Annotated in this window: 13 protein-coding genes; 12 read left to right on the top strand and 1 reads right to left on the bottom strand. The window is 33.2% G+C overall.

Going from position 1 to position 14,218, the window contains the following annotated elements:
- The 12 genes from rfbA to CZ502_RS01905 all read left to right on the top strand — a co-directional run bounded on the left by rfbA (position 1) and on the right by CZ502_RS01905 (position 13,819).
- The gene (gene rfbA / locus CZ502_RS01845) at positions 1-870 is read left to right on the top strand and encodes a glucose-1-phosphate thymidylyltransferase RfbA (protein ID WP_076459412.1); all 870 of its coding nucleotides are present in this window, start codon (positions 1-3) and stop codon (positions 868-870) included.
- 10 nt (positions 871-880) lie between these two features.
- Positions 881-1,462 (top strand): dTDP-4-dehydrorhamnose 3,5-epimerase, encoded by a 582-nt coding sequence (gene rfbC / locus CZ502_RS01850; protein ID WP_076459413.1) that lies wholly within the window; start codon positions 881-883, stop codon positions 1,460-1,462.
- Between the two features lie 11 nt (positions 1,463-1,473).
- Positions 1,474-2,514: a dTDP-glucose 4,6-dehydratase gene (rfbB, locus tag CZ502_RS01855; RefSeq protein ID WP_076459414.1), complete on the top strand. Its 1,041-nt coding sequence runs from the start codon at positions 1,474-1,476 to the stop codon at positions 2,512-2,514.
- Positions 2,515-2,596: 82 nt separating this feature from the next.
- Positions 2,597-3,814 (top strand): beta 1-4 rhamnosyltransferase Cps2T, encoded by a 1,218-nt coding sequence (cps2T, locus tag CZ502_RS01860; RefSeq protein ID WP_076459415.1) that lies wholly within the window; start codon positions 2,597-2,599, stop codon positions 3,812-3,814.
- A gap of 2 nt (positions 3,815-3,816) precedes the next feature.
- Positions 3,817-4,974 carry a glycosyltransferase family 4 protein gene (locus tag CZ502_RS01865; RefSeq protein WP_076459416.1) on the top strand — a complete coding sequence of 386 codons (1,158 nt, stop codon included), beginning with the start codon at positions 3,817-3,819 and terminating at the stop codon, positions 4,972-4,974.
- A 14-nt stretch (positions 4,975-4,988) separates the two neighbouring features.
- Positions 4,989-5,942, top strand: coding sequence for a glycosyltransferase family 2 protein (locus CZ502_RS01870; RefSeq protein ID WP_076459417.1), 954 nt, complete (start codon positions 4,989-4,991; stop codon positions 5,940-5,942).
- A gap of 13 nt (positions 5,943-5,955) precedes the next feature.
- Positions 5,956-6,978: a glycosyltransferase family 2 protein gene (locus tag CZ502_RS01875; RefSeq protein ID WP_076459418.1), complete on the top strand. Its 1,023-nt coding sequence runs from the start codon at positions 5,956-5,958 to the stop codon at positions 6,976-6,978.
- A 22-nt stretch (positions 6,979-7,000) separates the two neighbouring features.
- A complete protein-coding gene (locus CZ502_RS01880; RefSeq protein WP_076459419.1) occupies positions 7,001-8,227 on the top strand; it encodes a hypothetical protein in 1,227 nt (408 codons plus the stop codon).
- Between the two features lie 2 nt (positions 8,228-8,229).
- Entirely contained in the window at positions 8,230-9,354 is a 1,125-nt protein-coding gene (gene glf / locus CZ502_RS01885; RefSeq protein ID WP_076459420.1) for a UDP-galactopyranose mutase, read from the top strand.
- Positions 9,354-10,778, top strand: coding sequence for an oligosaccharide flippase family protein (locus tag CZ502_RS01890; protein WP_076459421.1), 1,425 nt, complete (start codon positions 9,354-9,356; stop codon positions 10,776-10,778). Before glf ends, CZ502_RS01890 begins: the two co-directional genes overlap by 1 nt.
- An 844-nt stretch (positions 10,779-11,622) precedes the next feature.
- Positions 11,623-12,465 (top strand): dTDP-4-dehydrorhamnose reductase, encoded by an 843-nt coding sequence (gene rfbD / locus CZ502_RS01900; protein ID WP_076459423.1) that lies wholly within the window; start codon positions 11,623-11,625, stop codon positions 12,463-12,465.
- A 739-nt stretch (positions 12,466-13,204) separates the two neighbouring features.
- Positions 13,205-13,819, top strand: a complete 615-nt coding sequence (locus tag CZ502_RS01905) for a hypothetical protein (protein ID WP_143457259.1) — start codon at positions 13,205-13,207, stop codon at positions 13,817-13,819.
- 194 nt (positions 13,820-14,013) lie between these two features.
- Here CZ502_RS01905 and CZ502_RS10665 read toward each other — a convergent pair whose 3' ends face one another.
- Positions 14,014-14,190: a cupin domain-containing protein gene (locus CZ502_RS10665; RefSeq protein WP_159434544.1), complete on the bottom strand. Its 177-nt coding sequence runs from the start codon at positions 14,188-14,190 to the stop codon at positions 14,014-14,016.
- Positions 14,191-14,218: the final 28 nt, after the last annotated feature.

Below are 14,218 nucleotides of genomic sequence, written 5' to 3' on the forward strand. Positions count from 1 at the left end.
ATGAAAGGTATTATTTTAGCTGGCGGATCGGGTACCCGCTTATATCCAATTACACGTGGTATTTCTAAACAGTTAATTCCAGTTTATGATAAACCGATGATTTATTATCCTTTATCAACCTTAATGTTAGCTGGTATTCGAGATATTTTAGTGATTTCAACTCCTGAATACATCTCACTTTTTGAAGAGTTGCTAGGAGATGGCGCTAATTTGGGGATGAAGTTCTCATATAAGGTCCAAGAATATCCTAATGGTTTGGCAGAGGCTTTTATTCTAGGCGAAGACTTTATTGGTGATGATTCTGTCGCGCTTGTCTTAGGGGATAACATCTACTACGGTGCTGGTCTATCTGAATTAGTCCAAGCTGCCACTAAAAAGGCCGACGGTGCTACCGTCTTTGGTTATCACGTCAACGATCCAGAGCGTTTTGGGGTGGTTGACTTTGATAATCAGCTGCATGCCTTATCAATCGAGGAGAAGCCAGCACACCCAAAGAGTAATTATGCTGTTACTGGTTTGTACTTCTATGATAATAACGTGGTTAACATCGCAAAAAACATCAAACCATCGGCTCGTGGTGAACTTGAGATTACCGATGTCAATAAGGAGTACCTTAAACAGGGCAAGCTTGATGTTAAACTGATGGGGCGTGGATATGCTTGGCTAGATACTGGTACCCATGATTCAATGCTCGAAGCGGCCAACTTTATCGCAACAATTGAAAAGCGGCAAAACTTAAAGGTTGCTGCAATTGAAGAGATTGCTTACCGGATGGGCTATATTGATAAAGAGCAGTTAGTCAAGTTAGCACAACCGCTCAAGAAGAATGACTATGGTCAGTACTTATTGCGGTTAGCGGAAGAAGATTAGGAGATCAATAATGGGACAATTAACAGTAAAGACAACTAAGTTACAAGATGTTAAGATTATCACCCCGAAGGTTTTTGGCGATAACCGGGGATTCTTTGAAGAAACTTATTCTGATCGTGACTTTAAAGAAGCCGGAATTGATTTTAACTTTGTCCAAGACAACCAGTCCTTGTCTTCACGGGCCGGTGTCCTTCGTGGACTCCACTTCCAACGGGGTAAGGCTGCGCAAACAAAGTTAATCCGGGTAGTAACCGGGGCCGTTCTAGATGTAATCGTTGACGTTCGGAAGGGTTCTCCTACTTATAAGCAATGGGAAGGCTACATCTTATCTGCAAGCAATCACCGGCAACTGTTAGTTCCTCGTGGCTTTGCCCATGGATTTCTAACTTTAACGGACAACGTTAACTTCTTATACAAGGTTGATAACTACTACAACGCCGAAGCTGATGGTGGAATCTCATTCAAGACGCCGGAATTAAACATTGATTGGCCAATTGAATTTGATAAGGCGATCACATCTGAAAAGGATGCAGCTCAGCCAACCTTGACTGAATTTGAAAAGGACAACCCATTTGTTTACGGTGAGATTTAAGCGAGGTTAACATGGAAGAATTTAAAAATATTATTGTCACTGGGGGAGCTGGTTTTATCGGCTCCAACTTCGTTCACTATGTGGTCAATAACCACCCAGAAGTCGAACACATTACCGTTTTAGATAAGTTGACTTATGCTGGTAACCCAGCTAACATCGCTGGACTGCCAAAAGATAAGGTTGAATTAGTCGTTGGCGATATTTGTGATAAAGACCTAGTTGATAAGTTAGTCAGAAAGGCCGATGCCGTTGTTCACTATGCGGCTGAAAGCCACAATGATAACTCATTGATTGATCCAACCCCATTTATCCAGACTAATATCGTGGGGACTTCCGTGTTGATTAACGCCTGTCGGAAGTATGATGTTCGTTACCATCACATCTCAACCGATGAAGTTTATGGGGACTTACCATTACGAAAAGACTTACCTGGTCATGGTGAAGGAAAAGGGGAAAAGTTCACGCCTGACTCACCATATCGACCATCGAGTCCATATTCATCATCAAAGGCTAGCTCTGACTTGCTAGTGCGGGCCTGGGTTCGGTCATTCGGCCTGCGGGCAACAATCTCTAACTGTTCAAATAATTACGGCCCATACCAACACATTGAAAAGTTTATCCCGCGGCAGATTACCAACATCTTAAGTGGGATTCGCCCAAAACTATATGGCTCTGGGAAAAACGTTCGTGACTGGATCCACACTAATGATCACTCACGGGCTGTTTGGGATATTCTGACCAAGGGTAAAATTGGTGAAACCTACTTAATTGGGGCTGATGGTGAAAAGAACAACAAAGAAGTTCTTGAACTGATTCTCGAAATGATGGGTCAGCCTAAAGATGCCTATGACCACGTTAAGGACCGTCCAGGGCATGACTTGCGGTACGCAATTGACGCTACAAAATTACAGACTGAGCTAGGATGGGAACCGGAGTTTACTGATTTCAGAAACGGTCTACAACATACCATTGATTGGTACACCGAACACCAAGACTGGTGGAAGGATGAAAAGACCGCAGTTGAAGCGAAGTATGCTAAAAATGGACAATAGTATTTATAGAAAGTTCTAAATTTCTCTTATCGAAGTGGTTCACTAAAAATAAGAGAAGTTTTTATTATAGAGGGAAATAAAAATGCAAGATGTTTTTATAATTGGAGCAAAGGGTATTGGAAATTATGGGGGATATGAAACCTTCATAAAAAAGTTAATTGAAACTGATAAAGGTAATAAAGAAATTAAATATCATATTGCTTGTAAGTATAACGGCCAGGGAGCAATGGATGAGTCAAAGCTATCAGGTGCTGAAACAATCAATGATCACCATTTCACATATTATAATGCTGACTGTTTTAAGATTAACATTTCAGAGAAATTAGGACCAGCACAGGCTATATACTACGATATTGTAGCCTTTAAGGAATGTATTCGACAGATAAGAGAACAGAGTATAGAAAATCCAATTGTGTATGTCTTAGCTTGCCGGATTGGACCTTTTGTTGGTAAATACGTTAAGCAATTACACCAACTAGGAGGCAAGATGTTTGTTAATCCTGATGGACATGAATGGATGCGTGCCAAGTGGTCAAAACCAGTTCGAAAGTATTGGAAAATTTCTGAGGCTGGAATGGTTAAGCATGCTGATCTATTAATATGTGATTCAGTTAATATTCAAAAATATATTAAAGCAACATATGCAAGGTATAAGCCAAATACAACGTTTATTGCCTATGGTGCTGACATTACTTCATCCCACCTGTCGGAAGACAATGCAAAGGTTCGTAAATGGTTTTCAGAAAAGGGAATAGAGGAAAATGAATACTTTTTAGTAGTTGGAAGATTTGTACCTGAAAATAATTATGCTACGATGATTTCAGAATTTATGAAGAGCACAGTTGAAAAGGATTTAGTAATAATTACAAATGTAGAACATAACAAGTTTTTTGACAAATTAAAAAGTAAAACGAATTTTGAAGCTGACCCACGTATTAAATTTGTTGGAACAGTATATGATAGTGAATTGTTAAAATATATACGAGAAAACGCATTTGGTTATTTACATGGTCATTCTGTAGGTGGTACTAATCCTTCCTTACTTGAAGCATTAAGTAGTACAAAATTAAATCTCTTATATGATGTTGGCTTTAATCGTGAAGTAGGACAAGATTCTGCATTATATTGGACTAAAGAAGACAATAGTTTAGCTCACTTGTTAGAAGAGACAATTAATCTATCAGAGAAAGAAATTAATGATTTAGATGAAAAAGCTAATAATCGAATAAGAAATTATTATTCATGGAAATTGATAACAGAACAATATCGAAAAACGTTTTCAGAAAAAAAGGCACGTTAAATATGGAAAATATATTATATTTACATGCAGGCGCAGAAATGTATGGTGCAGATAAAATTCTTCTGGAGCTAGTTAGTGGACTAAATCCAGATCATTTTCACCCAATTGTTGTTTTGCCAGAGCATGGTATTTTAGAGAAAAAATTAAAAGAGAATAACGTTGAAACTTATGTTATTCCCTACCCAATTTTGCGTAGAAAATATTTTAATGTTAAGGGGATTTTGCAATATGTTAGTACTTACTATTCCTCAAGTAAAAAGATAAAGGAAATAGTAGAAGAAAAAAGAATTAATTTAATTCACGTTAATACAGCAGCAGTATTAGAAGGGATTTATTTAAAAAAACAATTAAAAGTTAAATTAGTTTGGCATATTCATGAAATAATTTTATCACCAGCAATTGTAGGAAAAGCTCTTAATTATCTTGTTGGAAAATATTCTGATAAGTGTGTTGCTGTTTCGGATGCCGTAAAAGCCAACCTTCTAAAATCCGGTTATTTTAAATCGAATCAAATAGATGTAATTTATAATGGTGTTGATTCTCATAAATTCACTCCATCTTTAGATAGTAGTTATTTATATGATGAGTGGAATATACCCAGGGATGCTATAAAAATCGGAATGATTGGTCGCGTTAATGCGTGGAAAGGTCAAAATGATTTTTTAGAGGCTCTAACGCCATTACTTAATCAATACCATAATTTATATTTATTCATTATAGGTAGTGCTTTTAGAGGACAAGAATGGCGTGTTCACAAACTCAAAAAAAGAATTTTAGAAGATAAAAATAGTAAGCGAATAGTTTACTCAGAGTTTAGATCAGATAATAACTATATTCAAAATTTTTTTGATCTATTAGTTTTACCTAGTACCAGTCCTGATCCATTACCAACAGTAGTGCTGGAGGCAATGGCAAGTGGAACGCCAGTTGTTGGCTATAGACATGGTGGAGTAACAGAAATGATTAGGAATGGTAAAGATGGGGCATTAGCAAATATTAATGATCCAATAGATTTGCGTCAAAAAGTAGAAAATATATTAGATAATGGTAAATTAAGTCTGTATGGGAAAAATGCAAGAGCTCGACAAGAAAAGGATTTTTCAATTCAGACTTTTATTTCGAATTTTGAAGAAATATATACCAAATTAATTACTAGTTGAGGAGTTAGAAGTAAATGCAAAAACGTGTTTGTGCAGTTTTAGTAACATATAATAGATTATCTTGCTTAAAAAAAGTCATTCAAGGGTTAGAAAACCAGAGTTATAAGTTATCTGGAGTTTTTATTTTTGATAATCAAAGTACTGATAATACAGATGCTTATTTACGTCAAAGTGGATTTAAACAAATTAAATCTGAAAAAGAAAACATTCAAGATGGTAAATATTTTTTTAGAAATAAAGAAAATATAGGTGGAGCTGGTGGTTTTTCTAAAGCTATTGATTTGATTAATAAGTTAAGTGATTTTGATTATATATGGATAATGGATGATGATGTATATCCCGAAAAAGATTGTTTAGAAAAACTTATGAATCAACTAGTAAAGGAAAATGTTCAGGCTGTAATTCCTAATCGTACTGATAAAAATTATGAGGATAATGCTTGCATTGGAATTGATTTTAGTGATTTTCGCAAATTCTGGACTTGGTGGCGTAAGGATTATGCTTCCAAACCATTGAATAAGGAAATTTATTTTGTTAAAGATATGGCATTTGAAGGTCCACTATTAGATAAAAAATTAATAGATAAAATTGGTATTCCTAATCCTGGATTCTTTTTAGAATATGATGATTCGGATTATGCACAAAGAATTTTGAAATATACTAATATAATCTTTGTTACTGACGCAACTCTTCATCGCCAATTAGCAAGAAAAAATAATAGTAGTAAAAAGGGAATGGAACCATATAATTGGCGATTCTATTATCTTATTCGCAATAATATTATTTTTGATAAAAAATATGGTAAAAATTGGGGAGTTAGGCATATTAGCCCTAATCTGTTATTACTTCATCACATAGCATTATCTATTCGAGATCATCACCTTAAAAATAATTTGCCGATTATCTTAAAAGCATGGAATGATGGAAAACACAATCGGATGGGTAAAAGAGTAAATCCAAATTATTAGGTAATAAGTTATTATGACAAAACCAATTTTAACAGTAGTAATACCCGTGTATAATTCTTCAGAATATTTAGAAAGGTGTTTTAGAAATCTTTCTAAAATGATTGGGGAAAATGCTAAAAATGTGGAAGTTTTATTTATAAATGACGGTTCAACAGATACATCTTTAGAGCAATTAGAGTATGAAGTAAAAGACAAAGCACAATACAAAATTATTAATAAAGCACATACTGGTGTTAGTGATACACGAAATTATGGTATAAGCCAAGCAAAAGGGCAATATGTAACATTTCTTGATTCTGATGATAGTTATTGTGAGAATTTCATTCCAGCCTTTTTATCTGAAATAAAACAGGCTCCAGATATTGTATGGAATGATGTCATTAATTTGTGCAAAGATCACTTCCAAAAGATAGATAGTGAGACAGTTTGTTTATCATTAATGGAGATGGTATTAGGGATATCTAAAGAAAAAATTCAGGAAGGGATAGCATCAAAATTCTATAAAACTAGTTTTCTTAGGGAAAATAATTTATTCTTTAACTCTAAAGTAGTTATTTCGGAAGATACTTTGTTTATTCTACAAGCACTAACAAAGGCTAATAGTATTTTTCTATCTAATAAGGAATTTTATTTTATTTTAGAAGAGCATTCTTTAAATCGATTTAATCCTAATACGTTAAAAGGAGAACTTGAATATAGGAAACAAGTACAAGAACTTTTGGATGCTTATAAAGAATCAGATAAAAAAAGAATAATTAATGATAGAACCAAAATTAATGGTTTTTGTACTTTAATTTATCGCTATTTTGGGCCGTTAATACAACAAAATAAATGCTCAATTAATGAAGGTGCTAAGGAATTAAGAAGAATTGCAATTGTAAGACATTATATAGAGTCTTTTAATAATAGCCAAATAGATAAAACATTATCACGACGTTATATAATTTTGCGAAAAATCTTAGCAAAAAATAAATATAGAGGTGCATTAATTATTGATATTTTATTTGATAAATTAAAAAGGCAAACTTGGAAATAAGAATCGAAGGGAAATGTAGTATATGAAAATTAGCTTTTTCAGTATATACGAGTTTTTACTGTATGTAATAATTATTCTTAACTTAGAGGTTTTAAGCATTGTTTCAAATTTAGATAATGTATCTCAAACTATTTCTGTTGTTCTGACCTTTGTTGTTTTTTTGTTATATATAATTCAAAAAAATAAAATAGTTCCAAATGAGTTTACAGTATATTTTTACTCTATTTCAATCTTTGCCTACCTAGCTTTTGAAATTATTCGTTTAAGATATTCATCGTTTTCTGGATTGAAGATTACAAGCGCATTAAGTTTAGAAAAAAACTTTTCTTATATTTTATTAGCAATGCCGGTGTTTGAACTATTAGAACAAAAGAAAAAAAGTTTTTTAAGGAATGTAGTGTATATTGGATTAATAATATTAGTAGTTCGATGTATAGTATGGCTTTTATACAATAAGTTTGGAATTAATGTCATGCCAGGGCTATTTGAAGTACGGGGATATAATTGGACACATGGAGATGGCTATGTACGTTTAACAGGTACATTCTTGGATGGCTTAATTTTTACCTTTTTTGGTATAAAATTATTTAAAACCAAATCTTATCAAGAAGGATTGTATTATGGACTTATTACTGTATTTCTTTTCTTTTATGCATATGCAGTATATAGCTCACGCTCACAATTAGTCTGTTATGCAATTACAATTTTAATTATTTATATATGGAGTAGTAAAAATAAATTACATACTATTTTTAATTGCTTTATAGGATTAATATTAGTCCTACTAATCCTGCAATTTCCAATAACTAAAAACTTTATTGCTTCTTTTTCATCTAATGATGTTACTTACGGTGAAGGGACAATGGTTCGAATATTCGGAAGTAAGTTTTATCAAAATGAATGGGAAAATAGTAGTATTTTATTCGGCTTTGGAATAGCAGAAGATGGCAACTACTTTGGAAATACACAATATTTTCTATCAGATTTAGGAATTATAAGTTATATTTTTGAGTTTGGAATAATTGGATTTATTTTGACTATATTACCAATGATGCAGGGATTGATTGTAGGAATAAAGTCTATAAAAAATGAGGATGGTTTATTATTGTTTTCATTATCTATTTATACTTTATTAACAAGTTTTATGTCACAAAATGTCTACGATTATATACGGATATTAATAATTCCGTTTATTTTAGGAATTATATTATTCGTGAAATATCAAAAAGATACTAAAAAGGAATTATAACAATGAAAAATTATGATTATCTAGTAGTGGGTACTGGCCTTTTCGGTGCCACATTTGCATATGAAGCCGCTAAACGCGGTAAGCGCGTGAAAGCAATTGAAAAGCGGAACCATGTTGCCGGAAATATTTATACGAAAGAAATTGATGGGATTCAGGTTCACCAATATGGTGCTCATATTTTTCACACTTCCAACAAGGAGGTTTGGAACTATGTTAACCAATTTGCTGAGTTTAATCGCTATACTAACAGTCCGGTTGCTAATTATAAGGGCAAGATGTACAACCTGCCATTTAATATGAACACCTTTAGCCAAATGTGGGGTGTACGGACGCCAGCAGAAGCAATGGCAAAGATTGATGAACAGCGGCAAGAGATGGCTGGGAAGACACCAACTAACTTAGAGGAGCAAGCCATTTCCCTCATTGGCCGGGACATCTACGAAAAATTAATCAAGGGTTACACGGAAAAGCAATGGGGGCAAAGGGCAACTGAATTGCCGGCCTTCATTATTCGGCGGCTCCCTGTCCGGTTAGTTTACGATAACAACTACTTCAATGATACTTATCAAGGTATTCCAATTGGCGGCTACACCCAGATTGTCGAGAAGATGCTTGATAGTGACCTAATTGATGTTGAAACCGGGGTAGACTTCTTTGATAAGAAAGCGGAATACCTTAAGGAATACCCAAAGGTTGTCTTTACCGGAATGATTGACCAGTTCTTTGATTACCAATTAGGCGAACTCCAATACCGGAGCTTGCGTTTTGAAACGGAAGAAAAGCATGTCGGAAATTACCAGGGTAATGCAGTGATCAACTATACCGATGCGGAAACTCCTTACACGCGGATTATTGAGCATAAGCACTTTGAATTTGGTAAAGGTGACAAGGATAAGACCATTATTACTCGTGAGTACCCAGCCGATTGGCACCGCGGTGATGAACCATACTACCCGGTTAACAACCAACGGAACAATGAGCTATACAAGCAATACGCTAAGCTTGCCAGTGAGAAGGCCGATAATGTGATTTTTGGTGGTCGTTTAGGTCAATATCGTTACTACAACATGGATCAGGTATTACATGCGGCGCTGACAGCAGTTAATGAAGAATTTGGTGTTAGGTAATGAGATTAATCAAAAACTATTTATATAATGCAGGAAATCAGATTTTATTATTATTAGTTCCTCTTATTACTGTTCCATATGTGTCAAGAGTTTTGGGACCTCATAATAGTGGTATAAATGCATACACGAATAGTTGGGTAACATTTTTTTATTTAGTTGGTCAAATGGGAGTCATGATGTATGGTAATCGTGAAATTGCCTATACCCGCGATAATCTGGCACTACGTTCAAAAACGTTTTGGGAAATTGCTCTACTACAAATAATAATGAGTAGTCTCTCTTTATTAGTTTATGTTGTTGCTATTTTAGCAACCTCTTCTCCTTATAAATTATATTTTTTATATCAGTCCTTATGGATTATTGCATATGGTTTAGATATCTCATGGTATTTTATGGGGATAGAAGATTTTAAAAAGACGGTTGTCCGTAATAGTGTCGTAAAAATTATTTCAGTTGCTCTAATATTTATTATTGTTAGAGGAAACCATGATTTGAGTAAATATATTTTACTTTTAGGATTTGCACAGTTGGCTGGTAGTTTGACTTTATGGCCTTATTTAAAAGATAGTATAAATAGAGTTAAGCTAAGTAAATTGAACCCTTTTTCTCATTTTAAAGGCTCTCTATTATTATTTATTCCAACAATTACAACTCAAATTTATATGGTAATTAATCGAATTATGTTGGGGCGAATGTCCACTCAATCATTATTAGGACAGTTTGATTATGCAGATAAGATTATAAAGTTAGTTTTAGCAATTGTTACTGCAGCAAGTACTGTAATGCTTCCGCATATGGCGAATAAATTTGCTTCAGGAGATTTAAAAGGAATAAGAAACAGTTTATATAATTCGTTTGATTTTGTCACTGCATTTTCTATGCCTCTGATGTTTGGAATAATGGCTATTGCAAGTAGCTTTGCTCCATGGTTTTTAGGCATTTATTATGCTCATACTGGATACTTAATGTTTCTGGAAGCACCAATGATTTTATTTATTGCATGGAGTAGTGTGACTGGTAATCAATATTTAATGCCAGTGAAACGTGCTCATGAATATACATTATCCGTAACCATTGGTGCAGTGATAAACATTTTAGCAAACTATATATTAATCAAGTTATTAAATGTAAGTGGTGCGGCAATTGCAAGTGTTATCTCAGAATTTGCGATTGCTGGTATTCAATTATGGATGGTTAGAAAATCTATTGTTATTAGTAAATTATTTGATAGTTTTTGGAAATACATGTTAAGCGGAGTAGTAATGTTTACGGTTGTATTTAACGTTAATACCCGTATGACAATGAATATTTTTTCTTTAGTAATACAGATGATAATAGGGATGTTAATTTATATTGGATTACTGTTCTTGTTAAGGGCACCCATTATAAAGCAAGCGTATACAATTTTAAAAAATAATAATTAATTTATAATATTTGGAGGAAAGGTAAGCTTAATTGGCTACGTAGCTTCTACGAATCCTTTTAGGACAAGTAAGACATATTATGGACTTTGTAGAGCATTAAAAATGGAGAGATACCAAGTAGAGTGGATACTACATAATAGTAGAATAGCTAATAAATTTTTCATCTAAAATATATCAGCTTTTTATGTGAAAGGTTCATTTATTCATTTACGGCTTATGAGTTGGTATCATACCAATTCAATTAGTAAAGATTTAAATGTTTTTATTACTGCGCAAATTCATGTGGTTTCAGAATTGGAAACAGCTATTCCAATTGTTTATTATTGGTTTTAGTAACAGATCAATTAAAGAAGTTAAGTTAGTTGAGAAATTTGCATTAAGGAATGCTTCACTTAATATCTTTTATTCTGCATGGGCAGCTAATTCAGTAATTAAGGATTACGGGATTAATTCAAATCTGGTGTATTTTTATCTATCTTTGAAATATTTCAAAGATAGATAAAGTTTTAATTATCATTTAGAGCCGGAAGAAAAGCGTTTCGAGGAGGGACAAAAGTTATTTCTTAAAGAGGTTAAAGTTTTTCTCTTCGTAGGTAAAAGTGTTTCTATTACTTATTCAAAGCATATTTATTGTAGTAAAAATATTAAATTAAAAACTTTTCAGGAATACAAGGACTTGCTTCTGAAGGATTGACTTTTGGCATAATGTTATGATTGGTCTTAAGTGCAGTTTATTTGCTGAAAGCCACAATTTTTTAAATAAAATAGCAGGGAGTTAATCAAATATGTATCAATAAACGTAAAATTAATATTCGCAAAAGATAATTTGAAATGGGGAATGAATGTGAGCAGAACTTTAGTTATTGGTGCTAATGGTCAATTGGGGTCAGAGCTATGCAATTTATTAGATGAACAGGAAATTATCTATAATGCATCTATTTCTAAACAAATGGATATTACTGATAAGAATACTGTTGTTGAAAAAATTACTACATTGAAACCAGATGTAATTTACCATTGTGCAGCTTACACGGCAGTTGATAATGCAGAAGACGTAGCTAAGGAACTCAACTGGAAAGTTAACGAAGATGGTACGCGTAATGTGGCAGAAGCTGCTAAAAAGGTTGGCGCTAAACTTGTTTATATCAGTACCGACTATGTTTTTGATGGGACTAATACCGGTGAGTACGAAGTTGATGCACCAACGAATCCTAAAAATGAATATGGGAAGGCAAAATTAGCTGGTGAAGAGGCGGTAAAGGAAATTCTTGATGATTACTACATTATCCGGACTTCGTGGGTCTTTGGTAAGTACGGTAAGAATTTTGTTTACACAATGTTGCGATTGGCAAAGGATCATGACAAACTAACGGTTGTTAATGATCAAGTGGGGCGCCCAACCTGGACGCGAACCTTAGCGGAGTTTATGACTTACTTGGTTGACAATGACCAGCCATTTGGTACTTATCAGTTATCAAACGAGGGGAATTGTAGCTGGTACGAGTTTGCTAAGGAGATTTTGAAGGACGAAGACGTTGAGGTACTGCCGGTTACGTCGGATGCCTATCCTGCTAAGGCATACCGTCCACGCCATTCAATTATGAGCTTGAAGAAGGCAGAAGAGACTGGTTTTGAAATTGTGGATTGGAAGACGGCTTTGGGGACGTTTAAAAGGCAGATTGGTTAAAATTATATAAAGCTTTTGCTTCTCTGATGATAGAATAGACGTCTAAGAATTTATTAGGTTTAGTGAAATATGGTGATATAACAAATTGTATCTTCTATTCCAGACAGATATTGCAAGAATATGAGTTTGAAAGTGTTGTCTTTTAGGTAGTAACAATAGTAACTTTAATCAAGTTTTCAAATTAATAAAAATAATATTTAATCTATTATTTGGATTGCTGAAGCTGGGGGAAAGCTTTTCGGAGTCACGGTGGAGTCACCTGGAACGGACGTTGGCAACGAACTGGTCCATGGTTTCCTTGGGTAGCTTGCTTTTTTACTGTGTAATATTCGGAGATAAAACACCCTAAGATTAGTTCTCGTAAAAATAAACTCTTTCTAAAAGGAGGGATAATCATTATTTTTAATTACTTAAAAAACAAAAAAAACAAAAAAATATTTTGCTAATGGTATCATTCTTTTCTTTTCTTTTTACCATGATTAGTTTATATAACATTAACAAACATCCCTTTTTAACATTAGCAATAGTAACAATGTTTGAGTTATTAATGATAGTTACATTTTCATTAATCAAATCATTAGACCTAATTTTACCCTTTTTTCTTTTTTTTATGCTCTTTATATCAAGAAATATCCCTGAACTTTCGCAGGCCGTATATTTGGTAATTGTATTATTTATAGATCCACTCCTTTTAGTAATACTATGGAGAGTATTAACCTGGTGCGGAGAAAAATTAGATATGTTAGAAAAAAATTTTTCATTACATATGAGAAAGAAAAAAATAAAAAATGAATTTAATAATTTTTTATTTAATTATAAATGGGATCAAGGCTTTATGGGGGGATTAATTGATTATTATGAAGATATATTAAAACCTTCTAGTGATGAATTGTTAACTGAAAATAAGTATATTTTCAATAACTATAAAGTTTATTTATCTTTAAAAGAGGATTTCAGTAAACTTTCATTAAATGAACTATTAGATATAAAAGCTTATTTAGATATTGAAATAACTAAAAAAAATAATATAAAATATACAGAAGTTCTTGAAACAGTGATAAGTAGCCTGAAATATAGCTTACCTTGGCTTTTCTTATGCTTTGGAATGGCTTATCCTAATAAAGACAATACTAAAATTGTTTTAAATTATCATTTAATTTTAGGATGGGTAAGTAATCCTATTTTGATAATCTTTATTTTTTACGTGTTATTATTATTGGCTATTGTTATAATAGCCTTAATTACAAGTCATAAAAAATCCAAGAATTCAATAGATGTATTTACAGCTATCATAAATAGGGCTATTGATGACAAAAAATATATAACTAATCATTATCCACACGTATTAAAATAAATATTTTAGTATATATTCAGTTGTTAAAAAGACTGTTCAAAATTTAAGATTTGGAGCACGACACTTCTAGATATGAGTTTCTTCTTCAAGCATCCTATGTCTGACTTTTGATATGGATTGTTTAAGTATTTTGTAAAGTATCAACAACTCACATTATCTAATTTAATCGAATCAGGCAGCCTATACTGAAACTATCAGGATATAAAGGGAGCTAGTGCCAACCTAGCGGTTGAACTAGCTCCTTTAAAAATGACTAATTTAACCCCAGCTTCTTCGATCTGTGCTGCAACGTGAGGTTGCCATTGACGTTTGATGGGTGAGGTTGGTTTAGTTGAAAACTTAGACGAAATAATATCATGCTTTTCTTCCATAAAAAAGGCCTCCTAATATCCTGATGCT

Origin of the sequence: Limosilactobacillus caccae (assembly GCF_900156885.1) — a bacterium.
In the GTDB taxonomy this organism is placed as follows: Bacteria; Bacillota; Bacilli; order Lactobacillales; family Lactobacillaceae; genus Limosilactobacillus; species Limosilactobacillus caccae.